Consider the following 19,863-nt stretch of genomic DNA (forward strand, 5'->3'; position numbering starts at 1 on the left):
TCTTTTGCGTGTTCTCCATCCTATCGTCTCCCTCCACTGGCAGACAGGAGAAGTATCATCATGGTTGGTATTATATAACATGTGTAAATATGTGTCAATAGTTTATTGGCAGTTCCTTTGGTTTCCAGTAATTTTGTAGAAAAACTTTGTGACTCGTGGGTTTGAGTACGTCGGTATGTGTTGCAAGAAGTCCGGTGGACTTCTGTTATGCAACGACCGAAGCGGAGCGGAGACCACTGGTAGTTTCAGTGCCCATGCCGCTACGCACTCAATAAACGGGAGTGCCCACGAGACGCAAAGTTTTTCTACGGAATTACGGAAAACAAAAAAAGTGCCAACGAACACTTGACACAAACAATGTTCTTTTCCGTGTTTGCAAAACAAGCCGGATATGTTACAATAAAAACCACAAGTAAGATGAAGGAAATAAGGAGGATAAACCATGTTTTGTGGAAATTGTGGGAAACCATTAAGTGAGGGGGCTTTATTTTGTCCGGAATGTGGCACGCCTGTAAAGAAAATTGAAACTGAGAATGTGAATGTGGAGGAAACGACAGCATCACAGTCGCAATCGGACCCGACGCCGCAACCGAACAATCAGTTTGGACAGGCATATCAGACGCCACCGCAGCCAAATAACATTCCGATACGGAATTACGACCCGCGGTTTGATTACACACCGCTTGGCGCATGGAGTTATTTCTTATATACATTACTGTTCAGCATTCCGATTATTGGATTTATTTTTGCAATTGTATTTGCCGTGGGTGGTACAAACCGTATTAATTTGAGAAACTACGCAAGGTCCTATTTTTGCTGGCTTTTAATTACGGTAGTTCTTGTGATAATCCTTTTAATTGTTGGATTTGCGATAGCAGGAAGCGTGTATAATATTTTTGGACATTCGGGATATTATCACTATTACATGTAAGAAAATACAACCAGAATCTAAGAAAATAAAATTGACCCGGGGGTATCTTAAGATGCCGCCGGGCGTTACATGTTGGTAACGGAAAGGATGAGGAAAATGTTTTTAATTGTTGGACTTGGAAATCCGGGAACGGAATATGCAGCGACGAGACATAATATTGGTTTTGATATGGTGACTTATCTGAGTGATAAATATGGAATTGCACTTCGCAGTAAAGAAGGAAAAGCGATTGTTGGAAAAGGTGTGATTGAGGGGCAGAAGGTTATGCTTGTGCAGCCGCAGACGTATATGAATCTGAGTGGAGAGAGTGTGCGTGCGCTCATGGATTATTACAAGCTGACAACGGATGAAATCGTGATTATTTACGATGATATCAGCATGCCGGTTGGACAGGTGAGGATTCGCCCAAAAGGAAGTGCGGGCGGGCACAATGGAATCAAAAGTATTATTGCACATCTGGGAACGCAGGAATTTCCGAGAATTAAAATTGGCGTGGGGGCAAAACCGGAAAATGGAGATTTGGTAAAACATGTGTTGGGTCGTTTTAGCAAAGAAGATGATGCAAAAATCCGCGATGTGTTTGCATTGGCAGAAGAGGGACTTCTGGCCATTTTGCAGGAAGATGTAAAGACGGCAATGAATGCGGTAAATGGAAAGAAAGTAGGAGAGTAAACGGTGGAGACATTATTAGCACCCCTCCGTGAAATGGAGGAATATACCCAATTAAGGCTTGCGGTTGATAAGGGGGAGACTCCGGTTACCGTAGTGGGCGGTATGGAAGCACAGAAGTGTCATATGATTTACGGCATGGAAGATTTGGCTGACGTCCGCCTAATTGTCACGTACAACGAAATCCGTGCCAGAGAGCTTTTAGAGGATTATCGTTTGTATGATAAAAATGTGATGTATTATCCGGCGAAGGATTTGATTTTCTATAGCGCAGACGTCCACGGAAGTGCTATTGTAGCAGAGCGGCTAAAGGCAATTCAGGCGCTTGCCGGAGACAAACCTGTGACTATTATCACGACGATTGATGCGGGTATGGATGCCTGTGTACCTTATGAAAAATATGAAAGCCAGCGGATTCGGATTGAACCGGGTGATTTGCTTGATTTAGAAGAGATGCAGCATAAACTTTCCGCAATGGGATATGCAAATGTTTCCCAGGTGGAAAGTGAAGGCGAATTTTCGGTAAGGGGCGGGATTATAGATATTTATCCGTTGACTGAGGAGTGCCCGTGCCGAATTGATTTGTGGGATGATGAAGTTGATACGATTCGCCGGATTGATGTGGAGAGCCAGCGTTCCGTGGAAGACCTTTCGGAAATCGAAATTTACCCGGCGGCAGAAGTGTTTATGACCGAAGATACCGCGGTGAGAGGCCTTAGGGAAATACGGCTTGATATGGAAAAGACCGTAAAAGAGTTAAAAGAGCAGGGGAAAAATGAAGAAGCAGCAAGACTTCGCCAGAACATTGAGAGTTTTGAGGAAACATTTCATGCTTATCACGGCATGGTAAATCTTGAAAGCTATATTTTGTATTTTGAAAAGCAGGTCGTTTCCTTTTTTGATTATTTTGCGCATCGAAAAACGCTTGTTTTTCTTGATGAGCCGGCGCGTTTAATAGAGCGTGCGGAGACGGTGGAATATGAGTTTCGAGAGAGCATGAGTACGAGATTGGAAAAGGGATATATTCTGCCCCGACAGATGGACATTTTGTATTCTTTACCGGAAGTGATGAAACGGCTGCAGGACAATCCGCTTGTTTTGCTGACGACTCTTGATACGCCGATTTCCGATTTGACCGTGAAGCACAAGTTTTTCATTTCTGTGCAGGCGGCACCTTCCTATAACAATAATTTTTCGATGCTGGCAAAGGATTTACAGCGGTTTAAGAAAAACGGATACCGTGTGCTTTTGCTGTCCGGGTCGGAGACAAGAGGGCGCAGACTGTGTGAGGACTTGCAGGATTTTGATTTGACGGCATCTTATGAAGGAAATTTTGAGCGTGAAATCATGCCGGGAGAAATCATGGTGGCAAGAGGAAATCTGCGAAGAGGATTTGAGTATCCCACGCTTCGTTTTGTCGTTGTCACAGAAGGTGATATTTTCGGCGCAAAGAAAAAGAAAAAACGAAAAGTAAAGCAGTATAATGGTGCTGCGATTCACAGTTTTAACGACTTAAAAATCGGTGATTATGTAGTTCATGAAAATCATGGCCTTGGCATTTATCAGGGAATTGAAAAAATTGAAAAAGACCATGTGACAAAAGATTATCTCAAGGTGGCGTATGCGGCAGGAAGTAATTTGTATGTGCCTGCGACGTCGCTTGAAGTGCTGCAAAAATATGCGGGAAGTGATGCCAAAGTTCCAAAGCTGAACCGATTGAATTCGCCGGAATGGAAAAAGACGAAAACGAGGGTGAAAGGTGCGGTTAAGGAGATTGCCGGGGAACTTGTCGAATTGTATGCCAAGAGGCAGGCAAAAAAAGGTCATTGTTTTGAAAAAGATACGGTCTGGCAGAAAGAATTTGAAGAACTTTTCCCGTATGAGGAAACGGAAGACCAGTTAAAGGCAATTGAGGCGACAAAGGCAGATATGGAAAGCAGCCGCATTATGGACCGTTTGATTTGCGGCGATGTTGGCTATGGCAAGACAGAGATTGCGATTCGTGCCGCGTTTAAGGCGGTGATGGATGGCTGCCAGGTTGCCTTTTTAGTGCCGACAACGATTCTCGCGGCACAGCATTACAATACTTTTTCACAGCGCATGAGAGATTACGGAATTAACGTGGAATTATTATGCCGTCTGCGAACACCGTCGGAGCAGAAAAAAACGATTGAGGGTTTGAAAAAGGGCAGTGTTGATATTGTCATTGGAACTCACAGGCTTCTAAGCAAAAGTGTTTCTTATAAGAATCTGGGACTTTTGATGATTGACGAGGAACAGCGGTTTGGTGTGACGCACAAAGAAAAATTAAAGCAGATGAAAAATGATATTGATGTGCTGACGCTGACGGCGACACCAATTCCGAGGACCCTTCATATGAGTTTGGTTGGAATCCGCGATATGAGTGTTTTGGAGGAGCCGCCGGTAGACCGTATGCCGATTCAGACATTTGTTATGGAAAAAAGTGAGCCGATTGTAAGAGAAGCCATTTTACGAGAAATCGGAAGAGGCGGTCAGGTGTACTATGTATACAATCGTGTTGGCAATATGGATATTGTGGCAAATGAAATTGCGAAACTTGTGCCGGAAGCGGTGGTTGCCTTTGCCCATGGACAGATGAATGAACGTGAACTGGAGCGGACGATGTTTCGGTTTGTTGAGGGTGAGATTGATGTTTTGGTAGCGACTACGATTGTGGAAACCGGGCTTGATATTCCGAATGTAAATACGATTATTATTGAGGATGCAGACAGGCTTGGACTGTCCCAGCTTTACCAGTTACGCGGACGTGTGGGAAGAAGTAACCGTACGGCTTATGCATTTCTCCTTTATAAACGGGACAAATTGCTAAAAGAAGTGGCAGAAAAACGTCTGGCGGCGATTAAGGAGTTTACGGAACTTGGTTCGGGATTCCGCATTTCCATGAGGGATTTGGAAATACGAGGGGCAGGTAATCTTTTGGGTGCAAGCCAGCATGGACACATGGAAGCAGTCGGGTATGATTTGTATTGTAAAATGCTCAATGAAGCGGTGAAAAAGTGCAAAGGAGAAGAAGTGCCGGAGGAAGAATATGAAACGAGTGTCGAAATAAAGGTTGACGCATTTATTCCGGTCAGTTATATTAAAAATGAATTCCAAAAACTGGACATTTATAAAAGAATTGCGGAACTTGAGACGGAAGACGAAAAAACGGACATGATTGATGAGTTGGTTGACCGTTTTGGTGAGCCGCCAAAGAGTGTAATGAATCTTTTGAATATTGCCATTTTGAAAGCGAAGGCGCATGAAGCGTTTATTATGGAGGTGGCAAGTAAAAAAGAGCAGCTTCAGTTTGCGATGTATCCACAGGCCAAAATTGATGTGGAAGGAATTCCTAAACTCATCGCATCGATGGGGAGAAAACTTCGTTTTGTGCCGGGGGCAAAACCATATTTTGTTTATCAATATACGGGCAATGTGCTTTCGGAGGCGGAGAAAATAGTAGATGAAATTCGTGCACTTAGCATATCAAATAAAGAATGAGGAGGAACGATATGAAACGATTTATTTTGGCAATACTAGTATGTGTCAGCATGTGTATTGGTGTTGTTGGATGCGGAAGCGAGGCGGTGGAGGAAACAAGCTCTTCCGAGCGTGCGGCATCGGTATCAAATAGTAACTTAAAAGAGGATTCTTCCGTTATTGCAGTAGGAAAGACGACAGTTTCTTATAAGGAATACAAGACCTACTATTATTTTATGAAGAATCAGTATGAGAGTATTTTAGGAACCGATATTTGGAAGTACAATAAAGCGGTAAAGGATAAGTCTGTCGGACAGGAAGCAATTGAGTCGGTGCTTCGCCAGATTATTCAGGTAAAGGTAATTGGCAAAGAGGCTGCTATCGAGAAGGTGCAGCTTGCAACGGATGAAAAGGAAGAGGCAGATTACCGGGCAAAGACGGTGTTTGATTCGATTCCGGCGAAGGACAAGCAGACGCAGGGAATTGAATTAAAGGTACTTTCTAAAATTTTCGAGGAAAACAAACTGGCGCAGAAAATGTACAATGTGCAGATGGGGAAACTCAAAATTGATTATGCAGCCAATACACTTTCGGCGGCAAAGGTGGAATTGATTTATCAGGCAGCGAACGCGAAAAATAAGGAAACTGTGAAAAATACGATGTCGCGGATTTTGAGTGAAGTGACAAGCTCACAGAATAGTTTTTACACGGTGGCAAAAAACAAAACACAGGCAGATGCGATTGAGTATGTAATTGGAAATCAGGACAGCCGTACTAATCTTGCAAAAGCTGTCGTCAGTCTGAAAAAGAATCAGACATCCGCACTTATTGAGGAAAAAGACGGTTTTTATATTGCGCATTGTATTCAGACCAATTCAGCGGCGTTGCAGCAGCAGTACCGGAATCAGCTTGTGTCTGAAAAACAGACGGAAAGTTTTCAAAAGATATACAAAACGTGGTCAGATAAATTTGATGTGAAAGTAAGTAAAGCGTTATTAGCAGCAAATTAAGTGCTGCCACAGACAGAAGGAGCATAGGTTATGAAAAGAAGCAGTGGTGTTTTGCTTCCGGTTGCCAGCCTCCCTTCCAAGTATGGGATTGGCTGTTTTGACCGGTGTGCTTATGATTTTGTAGACCAGTTGGTGAAGGCGGGTCAAAGTTACTGGCAGATTCTGCCGATGGGACCGACCGGCTATGGAGATTCGCCATATCAGGCATTTTCCACTTTCGCCGGAAATCCGTATTTTATTTCACCGGATGACCTTGTGAAAAAAGGATACTTAACCGAGAATGACTGCATTCGCGCCGCCGAAGGAACGAGTGGTAAAGAAGTACACTATGATGTGTTGTTTCAGAAGCGGCTTGGTCTGTTACGGAAGGCATATGCAAATAGTAGTATTGAAGCGGATGTTTCTTATCAGGCGTTTGTGCAGAAAAATTCTGAGTGGCTTGCTGATTATGCCTTGTTTATGGCAATTAAAGATAATAAGTCCGGAAAAAGTTATTTGGAGTGGGAGGACGCTATTAGGCTTCGTTCGCCGGAGGCAATGGTGTCTTATCGAAACCGTTTACTGGAAGATGTTAATTTTTACCAATTTGTTCAGTATGAATTTTATACTCAATGGGCGGCGTTGAAAAAATATGCCAATGATAAAGGGATTTCAATTATTGGGGATATTCCGATTTATGTTGCCTTAGACAGTGCGGATACATGGGCACATCCGGAATTGTTCCAATTTGATGAAAATGGACTGCCGACGGCAGTTGCGGGATGTCCGCCGGATGCATTTTCTGCAACCGGGCAGCTCTGGGGAAATCCATTGTACCGCTGGGATGTTCACAAGAATCAGGGGTATTCGTGGTGGATTTCAAGAATTAAAACGTGTTACGAGTTGTATGATATGCTCCGCATTGATCATTTTCGCGGTTTTGATGAATATTATGCGATTCCGTATGGAGACGCAACCGCAGAATTCGGTGAGTGGGAAAAAGGTCCGGGTATTGAGTTGTTTGAGACTTTGGAGAATCAAATGGGAAAACTTCCGATTCTTGCTGAGGATTTGGGATTTTTGACTGATTCAGTCCGCAAACTTTTGGCGGATTCCGGTTTCCCCGGGATGAAAGTATTACAGTTTGCCTTTGATTCCAGAGAAGACAGCGATTATCTGCCGTATCATTATGACAGAAATTCGGTCGTTTATACCGGAACGCATGATAATGCGACAACGTATAGTTTTTTTGATGAGTTGAAAAAAGAGGATAAGGATGTGGCACTTCGCTATATGAACCGCAGCCGGTTTACCTCGAAGAAAAAATTGACATGGGATTTGATTGCACTGGCAATGGGAAGTGTTTCGGACCTTTGCATTATTCCTGCACAGGATTATCTGTGTCTGCCAAATTCGGCAAGAATAAATACACCATCGACACTTGGCGGCAACTGGAAATGGCGAATGGCCGGTGGCGTGTTTGATGATAAACTTTGTGAAAAAATCAGAAAAATGACGAAATTATATGGCAGACTCAAAGGACAATCGGCGAGTGCTGATATTCATTAGGCAGTGTCTGATTGTATTTATGACAAAAGACTTGCCGGTATAAATCGGAAGCGAGTAAGTCCTTTGCGAAGAGTTTTTTTGCAGTGTCGTCCATTTTTGGCACATCAAAGGCAAGTTTTGTGAGAATCTGACAAGAAGCATTTTCTTTTTGTGAAAGCAGGGAAGATGCTTCTTTTTTCATGCCTAAAACACGCAGATACGGCATAACCGGTTCTTCTTTTTCGATGTCAAACAGGCACTGAAAGAAGCTGCGCTTGATTCGTCCGGTTGTGAGGGACGGATTTTTAATTGTCTTTACGAATTCATTTATCTCCCGGTATTTTGGCAATTCATTTCGGATGCGGTCAGACAAATCCGGCGTAATATCTTTTATCCGGCACAAATCTTTTGCGGTTAAAAGAGAGTAGCCAATCAGGGATGAAAAATCGCTTAGCGAAAGGTTTTCCTTTTCCCCGGCTTTGCGAATTTGTTTGCGCAGAAAAGTAGCAGAAGGAAAATCGGAGAGTGCCGGTGTGTCATTGTCATGGTATCCCTGTCCTTCGCGCCGTATGGTAAAAGGTTTAATTTTAGAATGAAGCTTTTGCAGGGCGACGCAGTATTCTAAGCCAAGAATGTTGTTTGGCGAGTCCCAGGTTTCTGTCGGCAGTCCGGATTCAGCAGCTAAGGCAAGTGAGCGGGCTTTTGGATAGAGAATACCTTGTTTTATGAAATGTTTCACGCGCGTGCGGTAGGAATCGGGTTCATCGCAAAGAAAGGAGGCGGCCTGCAAAAGAGGGGTGAGGTCACCGGTTTCCGTGCCAAAACATAAATGCGTGACAAATGGAAGAGCGTTCAGCGCAAGAATGCCGCCCATGGCAAAATCACCGGCGCTTGATAGACCGAACCGAACCGGCAGTTCAAAAATGAGGTCGGCACCGCCCAAAAGTGCTTCTTTTGTGCGGGTGTATTTGTCAAAAATGGCAGGTTCACCACGCTGGACAAAATCACCGTTCATTACGACAACGGCGAATTCTGCACCACATTGTTCCTTTGCTTTTTGAATCTGATAGGCATGTCCCTTATGAAAGGGATTGTATTCTGCTATAATTCCTACTACATTCATATGATTGCCTCGCTTATTCTAAGATTTCTTTTACTTTTTTGGCAAGTGCTTCGGCAAGTGCCAGATGTCCTTCTTTTGTTAAGTGAAGACTGTCTTCTTTTGATGGCAGGGTGACTTTTGCGGCATCTAAAAATGGAATGTCCAGTTGTCTTGCAACTTCTTCAAGTGCACCGCCAAGTTCATGCGAAATTGCAATGGAAGATGGCGGAAAGCTTGCTGCAAAGTCGGAATCTGCCATGTTATCGCCCAAATAAATCGGGCTTACTAACAGAACCGGAGCCTCGCTTACCATTAGGATTGTTTGGCATACTTTGGCGAGACTTCCTGCAATTTTTTCGACGGAAGGCGAGAAATAAACTTTCATGTCATTGCTTCCTAACATAAGAATTGTTAAATCCAATGGCTTATGCGAGTCTAAGCAGGGGATCAGACAGTCCATTCCGTTTTTGTATGGTTCAAAGGGGTCATCAAAGGAAGAGGTTCTGCTGTTTAGTCCTTCCTCGATAATCCGGTAGTCACTGCCGAGTAATTTGGCAAGAATACCGGTATAGCGTGTATCGTCATCATAGCGTCCGCCACCGGGAATGTATCCGTGTGTGTTTGAATCGCCATAGCATAAAATGTGTTTCATAACAGTCTCCTTTTTGTGCGGTTGAGTTTATTTTACAATGAAAGGGGGGCGGGTTTCAAGCGGAGATTTTATATCTTTTTGGTATTCCTGCGCCGATCCCGCTGATAAACACGCGGGATACCAAAAAGATATAAAATCTCTGCTGTGTGAGGGAAGATGGGGTGGTTTAGCCGGGGGATTTTGGCTGGGGTGTCTAAAACAACGCTTTTGTCTTGATATGAGGTAAAGGGTTGCATATTTTTCTTGTTTTGCGACGTTTTTAGGCGTATTGCGACACAAAAGCAACTCTTTTTGGTTGGCTGAGAGATAGCGTTGCATTGGGAATGGAAGTTTTTTGTGTGCATGCAACGTTTTTGGACTTTGGAGACAATTTGCGTTGCATGAAGCAAGTTGCCAGCTCGCTGGTGCGCCAAGGAATCTCCCAATCTGTCGCCTCACAAGCTGCGCCATGCAACCTCGCAGGCAAAGCCTGCTCGGTCACGGGCTTTGCTAAAATATAAATATTTAATTTGCAAGAATTGTTTGCTGTCTGAAATCCAGCCGGCAAAACTTGTTATGCTCTTGTTGCTTTCAGATATGCAAGATGAGGTATCCATGATTTTCTGGCATCCGGCAAATCTCCTGTGTACCCAATCTCTAAGGAATCCCCTTTCTGCAATGCTGTTTTATCGACAGTTTTTCCGTTTAACGTGATGGCAACATTTGCACCAATTGACTGATACGAAATGGAGTAGGTTACACCGGATGAATCTTTTGTGTTTACCAAAATCCATGTGTCGGTATTGTTTTGCAGTACATTTTTAATATACAGATTAGTCAGACTTTTGACCGCACTGTCATTTGTGTTGGTGTTTGTATTTGCTGAAGTGTCCGGTGTTGACTTGTTGCCGGAATTTGATTTATCTGTTTGCTTTTTTTTGACTTTTACTGTTACTTTGCAAATATATTTTTTCTTCTTGATTTTTGCAATTACTTTAGCCTTTCCTTTTTTCTTTGCTTTTACGATTCCCTTTTGGGAAACTGAGATTATTTGTGGTTTATTTACGGACCATTTACATTTTTTCTTAGTCCCTTTTAGTTTTAATTTTACTTTTGTTCCTGTGTACATGGTAATACTGGTTTTGTTCAACTTGCTCTTTGATTTTGCACTTGTTTTCCAAGGGGTAAGCATGGAAAATAACATGAGTAAACTTAAACAAGACAAAATAATACGCTTCATATTTTCAATTCTCCTTTCAGTCAAAATAGCCATTTTGGTTAAGCCAAGTCGTAATACCATTATCAAGTTGGACAGAAAACATAGAACGGTCGTTTGCATTTCCAGAAGTTATGCCAATGGCATATCCACCTGGGAGATATAATGGTGAGCCACTCTGTCCCGGCATGCAGTAGTTGTTGGAGTCAATAACACAGTCATCGATAGAGTTAATTGTGCTTGTTGATTTATACAAGTACCATTATTGTATCCAAACTCGGCTTTAATAGAGTTAAAGTATTTTCCGTTTGAGTTTAGCAAACAGTGACCTGCTGTTGCGCATAGTTTATTCCATAGTTCATAGCCTGTTCCTAAAGTGACATATCCGGGTGAATCTGGAAATGTCATTGTTAATTTACAGATTGAATAATATGGGAAAGAATTAATTTGTGATGAACTTACTTTAATTCTATTATCTGGTAAATAGGAATATAAACTTGTACCTGTAGTATTGACATCACTCGTGAAATTAGTATTTAGTAGTTTGGTCGGTGTATTAACGCTTTTTACCTTATAACGTTGTATCAGCTTTTCGTCTGGCTTTTGCGGTTTATAATTCATTTTTTTTTGGAACTTTTTCGTAGGAATCTCATTCTTATCGTAATATGTAGTTTCCTTCTTCTGGAAGTCATAGTAAGCAATAAATTCACCCTTTAAACCAGCCGGTTTTTCATGCTCCTTAACTTTGTAGATTTTAGCGCTGCATACGGTGGGCTGTGTAATGAACTGTGCGCATAAAAAATACGATAGAGCAAAACACATTAACGCCCTTAATAAAATACTTTTACTATTTTTCGTAATAAACCCTTACATGATAATGAGGCAATGAATTATCATGCTTTCCTTTTTTTGTATCAATGGTTAAATACGGTTCGCGAACCATTGCGTTTATTTGCATCTATACAAAATTTATTCGAAACACCCCCCTTTTTTATGACTGTTTTGAAAAATAAACATAGTGAAAAAAACACGTACAAGATTAACATAACTTAATATTACATCATTAGAGATTATATTGCAATGGGAAAATGTCAAGTTTTGTAAAAAAATGTTGCGTTGTTACGCCATGCAACCTTTTTTATGTTTTTTGGGGGAAAGGGTTGCAATTTTTTCTTGTTTTGCGATGTTTTTAGGTGAATCACGACACAAAAACAACTCTTTTTTGCTGATTTGAGAGATTGCGTTGCATTGGGAATGGAAGTTTTTTGTGTGCATGCAACGTTTTTGGACTTTGGAGACAATTTGCGTTGCATGAAGCAAGTTGCCGGGCTCGCTGGTGCGCCAAGGAATCTTCTAATCTGTCGCGTTATACTACACAAGCCATGCAACCTCGCAGGCAGAGCCTGCTCGGTCACGGGCTGTCGCCTCGCAAGTTGCGCCATGCAACCTCGCAGGCAAAGCCCGCTCGGTCACGGGCTGTCGCCCTATAAAAAGACAATCTCCCACTGCTTCTTACGTGAGCGAGCTCCCGACGAAGCAGCGTGAGTTTGTTTTTTGCATGGCTTGTAGCTTTCGTGAAAATTTAGCATTGCTGTCTTGACAGTGCCAGGTGGATGGAGTAAGATAGAACAAGGACAAAAGTCAGTGAAATGACAGAAGAAAGAAGGAATTCTAGATGGAAAAGAAAGATATCGATTGGTCCAATATTGGCTTTGGTTATTATCAGACCGATGAGCGTTATGTGTCAAATTTTAAGAATGGCGCTTGGGATGATGGCGTGATGACAAAGGACGCCAATGTCGTTATGAATGAATGTGCCGGTGTATTGCAGTATGCACAGACTTGTTTTGAAGGTTTGAAAGCATATACTACGGAGCATGGCAAGATTGTTACGTTCCGCCCGGATTTGAATGCTTCCCGTATGGCAAATACGGCAAAGCGTTTGGAAATGCCACCATTTCCGGAAGATAGATTTGTAGAAGCAGTTGAGAAAGTAGTAGCAGCCAATGCGGCTTATGTACCGCCTTATGGTTCTGGTGCTACCTTATATATTCGTCCGTACATGTTTGCGAGCAGTTCGGTAATTGGTGTAAAACCGGCAGAGGAATATCAGTTCCGTATGTTCTGTACACCGGTAGGTCCTTACTTTAAGGGCGGTGCAAAACCGATTACGATTCGTGTTAGTGATTTTGACCGTGCAGCACCTCATGGTACCGGTCATGTAAAAGCCGGTTTGAACTATGCGATGAGTCTTCATGCAATCGTAGATGCTCATAATCAGGGCTATGATGAGAATATGTATTTGGACGCTGCTACCCGTACAAAGGTAGAAGAGACCGGTGGTGCAAACTTCATCTTTGTTACCAAAGATAACAAGGTGGTAACACCGAAGTCGGATAGTATTCTTCCATCCATCACCAGACGTTCTTTGATGTATGTAGCGAAAGAGTATTTGGGATTAGAGGCAGAGGAGAGAGAAGTTAAATTCGATGAAGTAAAAGACTTCGCTGAGTGTGGTCTTTGCGGAACAGCTGCTGTTATTTCGCCGGTTGGTAAAATCGTTGACCATGGTAAAGAAATCTGTTTCCCAAGTGGTATGGATGAGATGGGACCGATTACAAAGAAACTTTATGATACATTGACAGGAATCCAGATGGGCCGTATCGAAGCTCCAAAAGGCTGGATTCATGAAATCTTGTAATTTTAAATTGCTTACAAGTGCTTGCTTTTCAATAAATCCCTTTTTATGTGAGAAAGTTTATCCGGATATCTGGGTAAACTTTTTCGTTATTTGCGGATTGATGAGAACGGTTTTGAAAACTTACAAATTACACTTTTTTAGGAAGGAAGGTGCTGATGCGCTACTATATTTCGGATTTACATTTTTACCATGAAAGTCTGCTTACGAAAATGGATTGCCGCGGGTTTGAAAACTGTGATAAAATGCATGAATATATGATTGAGCGTTGGAACAAAAAAGTCCGGGAAAATGACGAGGTCGTTATTCTTGGGGATGTTTCTATGGAACGTGGGAAAAAGACGAATGATATTTTGCAGCAGTTAAATGGCAGGCTGTTTCTTGTGAAAGGAAATCACGACAATTATCTCGAGGACCGCCGGTTTGATGCAACCCGTTTTGAGTGGATTAAGCCGTATGCGGAGCTGAACGATAATAAAAGAAAGATTATTTTATCGCACTATCCAATCTTTTGCTACAATGGGCAGTACCGCCGTAATAAGGAGGGAAATCCGAAAACGGTGATGATGTACGGACATGTACATGATACACACGATGAAGTTCTGGTAAATGAGTTCATCCGTATGACACGAAACACGAAGCACCAGAATCCGGGGCAGAATGAACCGATGCCGATTCCATGCCGGATGATTAATACATTCTGCATGTTTTCTGATTATACGCCGTTGTCTCTGGAAGAATGGCTTGTTTTAGATGAAAAGAGAAGGCAGGCAATATGGGAAAAGGATGGACTAAATTATTGTAAAAATGCAATAGAATGATTGGATAATCCATTTTCTAGGTGTGGGGCATATGATACAATGACGATGAAAAAGGTTTAGCAGGCACTTTTTTGAATGTGGGAATAGGCTGACGGTGTTCGTTTGTTATTTACAAATAAATGCTGCCAGCTTGTTTCATTATTTATGATTGTTTGAGGGAGGATACTATGGAAAAATATGAAGTTTATGAAAATGAACCGGTCATGTTTCACAACCGCGCATTTTCCTGTATCGGAACAGGACGCATGGATTTGGCACTTCACAAAGAATATTTAGACCAGTTAGCACTGGTCCAGAAAAAGATTGGATTTGACTATATCCGTGGTCATGGACTTTTCTGTAAGGACATGGCAATTTATCAGGAATTTATTACGCCGGATGGTTCCGTGAAAGAAGAATACAATTTTACTTATTTGGATATGGTGATGGATGCTTATCAGGATTTGAAAATCCGTCCATTTATTGAGCTTGGTTTTATGCCGGAACAAATGGCAAGCGGCGAAGAGACGGTATTTTACTGGAAGGGTAATATTACGCCCCCGGCGGATTATAATAAGTGGGCGCGCCTTGTGCAGAACACGCTTCGTCATCTTATGCAGCGTTATGGGGAAAATGAGGTTTTGCTGTGGCCGATTGAAGTCTGGAATGAGCCGAATCTGCCGGGGTTTTGGAAAGATGCTGACAGACAGGAATATTTTCATTTATATGAAGTTACGGCAAAGGCAGTGAAAGAAGTGGATGAAAGACTTCTGGTTGGCGGACCGGCGATTTGCGGTGTTGATGATGTATCGTGGCTGCAGGATTTTCTTGATTATGTAAAGGAGAAAAAACTGCCGCTTGACTTTGTGTCGCGGCATCATTATACAAGTTATGTGCCGGATCGGGTAGGACATTATGGCTATATTGATTTACATGATCCGGACGATGCATTTTCTGGATTGGAAAAATCGCGTGAAATTGTGGACAGTTATGAGGAGTTTGCCGGCAAAGATATTCATATCACAGAATATAACACGTCGTATATTCCGAATGCACCGGTACACGATACCTGTTATAACGCTGCGTATGTGGCGCATATGCTGTCGAGACTTGGGGATTGCCACACGTCGTATTCGTATTGGACATTTGGCGATGTGTTTGAGGAACTGGGGGTTCCGTTTACTCCGTTTCATGGTGGATTTGGACTGGTAGCAAATGGCTGTATTCCAAAGCCGACGTTTTGGACATTTGCTTTTTATAAAAGATTAACCGGTACCTGCATTCACCGCTCTGAGGATTCGCTTATTACAAAGCAGAAAGATGGCAGTTATTATGGTGTTATCTGGAATCCGGACAATGATGGAAAAGGCGAGAAGAAGGAAGTCACTTATACCATTCATCTGCCGGAAAATTATGAACGACAAGAATACTGCAATCTTGTAAAAATTGTAGATGAAGAGCATGGCAATCCACTGAAAGTCTGGCACGACCTTGGGGAGCCGGCAAATCCATCGAAAGATGAGGTGAGTTTGCTGCGTGAAGTGGCGAAGCCATGGATTACAACCCAGACGGTAAAAGCGGAGAATGACTGCTTGGAAATTTCATTCTGTTTGGAGAAAAATGCGGTTGCAGCATTTGAATTGAAACCGGTCGAGAGGCAGCAGGACACAGGGTATGATTATGAACGTGTGATTTCGCAGAAGGTTAAGAAAGATACTCCTTGACAAGGAAACGGAAATTCGGTTACACTTGAAATAAATAAACGATAAGGAGGAGAAAAAATGGATGAACAGATGAATAATAATGGCTACCAGAGTCAGCCGAATCCGATGCCAAATCAGAATAAGGACAATTATGCAGTTGCTATTTTGGTTCTTGGTATAGTATCAATTTGCTGTTGTGCTCCTTGTGGTATCGTGGCATTGGCACTGCGCGCATCAAGCATAAATGATATTTCACCGGAGAAGCAGGGCATGGTAACAGCTGGTTTTGTAACTAGTATTATCGGCATTTGCTTGTGGGGAATTGGACTGATTGCAAGAATTATTATGATAGTTCTTTAAGTACATCACAGTTTATAAGGAGGAAAAAATGGACGAACAGATGAATAATAATGGCTACCAGTATCAGCCGAATCCTAGTCCGATGCCAAATCCGAATAAAGATGGTATCGCTATTGCGGTTTTGGTGCTTGGTATTGTTTCGATTTGTTTTTGCTGCGTCGCTTGGGGAGTAATCAGTCTTGCGTGCGCCATTGTATCATTGGTATTGTATTCACGTAATAAGACGATGTTTTCGCCTCAGAAAAAGGGCATGGCAACAGCAGGATTTATTACATCGATTATTGGCTGTGTGCTTGGTGCGATTGTACTTGCAGTTTGTGTGGTTGCATTTTGTACAGCAGCATCCGCGTACTCTTACTCTACATATAAGATGTTTTTGTAGAATTGATAATATGTAGTAATTGAAACATCCCTTTTTGAGAAAAGAGGGGTGTTTCTTTGTTATAAGTTAAATCCATACTTGACGTACGCGAAAGCGTACGCTATAATATAAATGACATAAAAAATATAATGAATAATAAAAGTACAAATCGTTAAATATGATAACGTAGAACAAATGGATAATAACAAGGAGAATTATTATGTCAGCAATTAATATTACAAATGCAAGAAAGGAACTCTACAATCTGGTAGAAAATGTGAACCTTTATAGTGAACCAACTTTAATTGTGAGTAAAAAAGGAAATGCGGTTCTTGTTTCTGAGAGTGATTGGAATGCAATACAGGAAACAGTATATCTTAACTCAATTCCGGGGATGGTTGAATCCATAAGAACAGGGTTGGAAACATCGATAGAGGATTGTGTGCCAGAGGAAGATGTAGAATGGTAAACGCATGTACAAAATTGTATACACAAAACAGGCAGTAAAAGATATTAAAAATTTAAAAAGTGTACACCTTGATGAAAAGGCGAAAATTCTTATTGATGTTATAAGAGAAAACCCGTTTCAGAATCCGCCACCATTTGAGGCTCTTATGGGAAATTTACAGGGAGCTTATTCGAGACGGATTAATATTCAGCATAGACTAGTGTATGAAGTGTGTAAAAATCCAGTTTTGATTGATGAGGTTGAGTATGAGGGAACCATCAAGATTATCAGAATGTGGACGCATTATGATAAAATCAGATAAGCCTTAACCCACAATTCATAACCAAATCGCAGTACACCAAAACCAAGGAAAATCCAAACAAGTACATAAAGGATATTCGCGCTTAGGTGCATACCGCGAAAATGAGAAAAATGATGAAGAAAACATCCCTTTTTGAAAAGAGAGGGGTGTTTCTTTTTTATGCCATTTATGAGTAATGCCAGTGTATGAGAAAGGACAAAGGCGGTATAGATAAGGGCACAGTAAAAGATTGCCGGTTGAAGTTTTAAACTGGTGAGTAAGTCACCACGAAGCAGAGCGGAAACCGCACGTGTACTGCCACAGCCGGGACAGGAAAAACCGGTCAAAGCATGGAACATACAAGGTGGAAAAATCTTAGTAGGAATAAAAATCCCTGCCTGATACAAAAGGGAAAGACCGAGCATAATAGGAAGAAGTGCCAGACTAATGCGATAGTATATTTGGGTTGATGATAATTTTCTTTTTGCCATGTCTGCTTCCTCCTTTTGTATTGTGTGGGGCTTTTGCTGCCCTGATAACACATTATTTTAGCACGTGAAAAAGAGAGTTGCAACAAATTCTATTGTTAAAAAAGAGTGTTGACAAAACAGGTCTATTGTTATAGACTAAACACAAGGTTTATAGTTGTAGACCAAAAGGAGGCTGTAATGGAACAATTAAAATTATGCGACAGTGATTACCGTTTTATGTCAATTGTATGGGACTATGCACCCATTCCCTCTGGCAAACTTGTGAAATTATGCAATGAAATACTTGGTTGGAAAAAGTCTACGACATATACAACGATTAAAAAAATGTCAGAAAAAGGTTACATTAAAAATGAAAATGCATTTGTGACGGTATTGATTTCTAAAGAGCGGGTGCAGAGAGATGAATCCGATTATTTTGTCGAGCGGACATTTGGAGGTTCTCTTCCAAATTTTCTTACTGCTTTTCTGGGTGGAAAGAAAATTTCTGCGGAGGAGGCACAAAAAATTAAAGATATTATTGACCGTTATAGTGATGAAAAATAGCAGAAAGGGAGGAAATGATGATAAGGGATATTTTTGAGAAAATTTTTTTCATGGGAAGTCAGGTAGTTCCTGTCATTGTGATTGTTTTTGCTTTGCGGATTTTACTATACCGCTTTCATAAAAAATATTTGTATTTTTTATGGCTTTTAGTGGCGGTACGTCTAGTGGTGCCGGTATCCATTACTTCGCCGATGAGTATGTTCCGTTTGTTTGAGTCGATTCCGATGCCGGGGCAGTCAACAGTTGTTACGGAGAAAGAGCAATTGTCGGAAGTACCAGCAGGCAGGACGATCATAAAAGAAAAGCAGACATCGGGAAATGAAAAACAAACGGAGCGGATAAAGTCGGATGCCACAGGTGACTTTTTTGTAACGAATGCCGGAAACAATTCTGACTGGGAAAATATTTGGCAGATTTTCTTATATGTATGGCTTGCGGGAATGGCAGTTTTTCTGGTGTGGAATCTTTTCTCGTTCATACAAATGCAAAGACGAACGAAAAAGGCGGTGCGGTTAGAAGATAACATATGGGAGTGTGAAAATATTTCTTCCCCTTTTGTTGTGGGGGTATTTCGACCGAAAATTTATCTTCCTTTCCGATTGCCGGAGGAAGAAAAAGATTTCATTTTATGTCATGAAAAACATCATATTGCAAGAAAAGACAATTGGATTCAATTATTTGCCTTTTTCCTTGTGTGCATCTATTGGTTTCATCCGCTTGTCTGGCTTTCGTATTTTGCCATGATTCGAGATATGGAAATGAGCTGTGACGAGTATGTGATGAGTAAAAGTGGCAAAGATATTCGTGCCGTTTATGGAAGAGCACTTTTGGGATTTGCCATGAATAAAAGGATTTTAGCGGCAGGGGCACTTTGCTTTGGCGAGTCGCGTGTAAGAAGGAGGGTAAAGAATATTATGACATATCGAAAAAATAAAAAATGGATGGGCGCAGTAGCAGTGGTTGTTTTTCTGCTGGCAGGCTGTTCGTGTCTGACCGATGCTGTGGGACAGCAGGATACAAAAGATGCAGCCCAAACGGAAAGTGTTAGTGAAAAGGAAAAATACACAAAGTCATTAGCAAAGGCAGAAATAAAGGGTGTAACGGTAGAGGTAATGTATGCTTCTCAGAAAAAAATCGAAAACAATCCGAAATCAATGTATTATGATGACGGCGAGTTTTATATACAAACGAAAAAAGGAAATGATATTCTGGATACGATGAAATTAACGAAAGAACGGTTTGGGGTGGAAAATAAAATAGCATTCACACCGGAATTTTCATTGCAGATAAGTGATTATGATAAGGATGGAGAGAACAACGACTTTTCACTGGGACAGGGGCAGACACCGGTTACTGAACTTGGAAACTGGATGAATTATGCATTTTTTGGCATAGGGGAAAATGGCAGCATAAAACAGTATTTGCTGGGGAAAAATAAAACACCGTATATCGCTACCATTCCCGGTGGATATTCAAAGGCATTTGATAGGAAGAAAAAGAACATTTTATATTATTCCTTGGAAAAGGCTGAAGTCGCATCAACATATATTGCACTGTCCTAAATATAATAA

Annotated in this window: 19 protein-coding genes; 14 read left to right on the forward strand and 5 right to left on the reverse strand. The window is 41.5% G+C overall.

Features of this window, described 5'->3' with window-relative positions:
* Nucleotides 1-442: 442 nt before the first annotated feature.
* From DW019_RS05325 to malQ, 5 genes are all read left to right on the forward strand, one after another.
* Nucleotides 443-931 carry a zinc-ribbon domain-containing protein gene (locus DW019_RS05325; RefSeq protein ID WP_118442746.1) on the forward strand — a complete coding sequence of 163 codons (489 nt, stop codon included), beginning with the start codon at nucleotides 443-445 and terminating at the stop codon, nucleotides 929-931.
* A 96-nt stretch (nucleotides 932-1,027) separates the two neighbouring features.
* Nucleotides 1,028-1,603, forward strand: a complete 576-nt coding sequence (gene pth / locus DW019_RS05330) for an aminoacyl-tRNA hydrolase (protein ID WP_022377541.1) — start codon at nucleotides 1,028-1,030, stop codon at nucleotides 1,601-1,603.
* 3 nt (nucleotides 1,604-1,606) lie between these two features.
* Nucleotides 1,607-5,122: a transcription-repair coupling factor gene (gene mfd / locus DW019_RS05335; protein ID WP_347474404.1), complete on the forward strand. Its 3,516-nt coding sequence runs from the start codon at nucleotides 1,607-1,609 to the stop codon at nucleotides 5,120-5,122.
* 11 nt (nucleotides 5,123-5,133) lie between these two features.
* Entirely contained in the window at nucleotides 5,134-6,111 is a 978-nt protein-coding gene (locus DW019_RS05340) for a peptidylprolyl isomerase (protein WP_182431048.1), read from the forward strand.
* A gap of 30 nt (nucleotides 6,112-6,141) precedes the next feature.
* Nucleotides 6,142-7,659: a 4-alpha-glucanotransferase gene (gene malQ / locus DW019_RS05345; RefSeq protein ID WP_117478799.1), complete on the forward strand. Its 1,518-nt coding sequence runs from the start codon at nucleotides 6,142-6,144 to the stop codon at nucleotides 7,657-7,659.
* On the opposite strand, the gene DW019_RS05350 is transcribed toward malQ, so the two are convergent.
* The 4 genes from DW019_RS05350 to DW019_RS05370 form a co-directional block, all read right to left on the reverse strand.
* A complete protein-coding gene (locus DW019_RS05350; RefSeq protein WP_118442748.1) occupies nucleotides 7,625-8,761 on the reverse strand; it encodes a nucleotidyltransferase family protein in 1,137 nt (378 codons plus the stop codon). The genes malQ and DW019_RS05350 overlap by 35 nt on opposite strands.
* A gap of 13 nt (nucleotides 8,762-8,774) precedes the next feature.
* Nucleotides 8,775-9,392 carry a GDSL-type esterase/lipase family protein gene (locus DW019_RS05355; protein WP_118442749.1) on the reverse strand — a complete coding sequence of 206 codons (618 nt, stop codon included), beginning with the start codon at nucleotides 9,390-9,392 and terminating at the stop codon, nucleotides 8,775-8,777.
* Between the two features lie 553 nt (nucleotides 9,393-9,945).
* Entirely contained in the window at nucleotides 9,946-10,611 is a 666-nt protein-coding gene (locus DW019_RS05365; RefSeq protein ID WP_117478795.1) for a hypothetical protein, read from the reverse strand.
* A 108-nt stretch (nucleotides 10,612-10,719) separates the two neighbouring features.
* Nucleotides 10,720-11,409: a hypothetical protein gene (locus tag DW019_RS05370; protein ID WP_118442751.1), complete on the reverse strand. Its 690-nt coding sequence runs from the start codon at nucleotides 11,407-11,409 to the stop codon at nucleotides 10,720-10,722.
* Nucleotides 11,410-12,262: 853 nt separating this feature from the next.
* On the opposite strand from DW019_RS05370, the gene DW019_RS05380 reads away from it, so the two are divergent.
* From DW019_RS05380 to DW019_RS05410, 7 genes are all read left to right on the forward strand, one after another.
* The gene (locus DW019_RS05380) at nucleotides 12,263-13,288 is read left to right on the forward strand and encodes a branched-chain amino acid aminotransferase (RefSeq protein ID WP_117478792.1); all 1,026 of its coding nucleotides are present in this window, start codon (nucleotides 12,263-12,265) and stop codon (nucleotides 13,286-13,288) included.
* Nucleotides 13,289-13,443: 155 nt separating this feature from the next.
* A complete protein-coding gene (locus DW019_RS05385) occupies nucleotides 13,444-14,106 on the forward strand; it encodes a metallophosphoesterase family protein (RefSeq protein ID WP_117478791.1) in 663 nt (220 codons plus the stop codon).
* A gap of 167 nt (nucleotides 14,107-14,273) precedes the next feature.
* Entirely contained in the window at nucleotides 14,274-15,809 is a 1,536-nt protein-coding gene (locus DW019_RS05390) for a glycosyl hydrolase (RefSeq protein ID WP_117478790.1), read from the forward strand.
* A 57-nt stretch (nucleotides 15,810-15,866) separates the two neighbouring features.
* Nucleotides 15,867-16,148: a DUF4190 domain-containing protein gene (locus DW019_RS05395; protein ID WP_117478789.1), complete on the forward strand. Its 282-nt coding sequence runs from the start codon at nucleotides 15,867-15,869 to the stop codon at nucleotides 16,146-16,148.
* A 28-nt stretch (nucleotides 16,149-16,176) separates the two neighbouring features.
* Complete coding sequence (locus tag DW019_RS05400) at nucleotides 16,177-16,530, forward strand: DUF4190 domain-containing protein (protein ID WP_117478788.1); 354 nt, start codon at nucleotides 16,177-16,179, stop codon at nucleotides 16,528-16,530.
* A 199-nt stretch (nucleotides 16,531-16,729) separates the two neighbouring features.
* The gene (locus DW019_RS05405) at nucleotides 16,730-16,978 is read left to right on the forward strand and encodes a type II toxin-antitoxin system Phd/YefM family antitoxin (protein WP_117478787.1); all 249 of its coding nucleotides are present in this window, start codon (nucleotides 16,730-16,732) and stop codon (nucleotides 16,976-16,978) included.
* Nucleotides 16,979-16,982: 4 nt separating this feature from the next.
* Complete coding sequence (locus tag DW019_RS05410) at nucleotides 16,983-17,279, forward strand: Txe/YoeB family addiction module toxin (RefSeq protein ID WP_117478786.1); 297 nt, start codon at nucleotides 16,983-16,985, stop codon at nucleotides 17,277-17,279.
* On the opposite strand, the gene DW019_RS05415 is transcribed toward DW019_RS05410, so the two are convergent.
* A complete protein-coding gene (locus DW019_RS05415; RefSeq protein WP_243024104.1) occupies nucleotides 17,261-17,749 on the reverse strand; it encodes a DUF2752 domain-containing protein in 489 nt (162 codons plus the stop codon). The two genes, DW019_RS05410 and DW019_RS05415, sit on opposite strands and share 19 nt — an antisense overlap.
* A 177-nt stretch (nucleotides 17,750-17,926) precedes the next feature.
* On the opposite strand from DW019_RS05415, the gene DW019_RS05420 reads away from it, so the two are divergent.
* Together DW019_RS05420 and DW019_RS05425 are read left to right on the forward strand one after the other, a co-directional pair.
* A complete protein-coding gene (locus DW019_RS05420) occupies nucleotides 17,927-18,292 on the forward strand; it encodes a BlaI/MecI/CopY family transcriptional regulator (protein WP_117478785.1) in 366 nt (121 codons plus the stop codon).
* A gap of 14 nt (nucleotides 18,293-18,306) precedes the next feature.
* Nucleotides 18,307-19,854: a M56 family metallopeptidase gene (locus DW019_RS05425; protein ID WP_118442753.1), complete on the forward strand. Its 1,548-nt coding sequence runs from the start codon at nucleotides 18,307-18,309 to the stop codon at nucleotides 19,852-19,854.
* The last annotated feature ends 9 nt before the right edge of the window (nucleotides 19,855-19,863 follow it).

The organism is Clostridium sp. AF37-5 (genome assembly GCF_003477605.1).
Classification (GTDB): domain Bacteria; phylum Bacillota; class Clostridia; order Lachnospirales; family Lachnospiraceae; genus Eubacterium_F.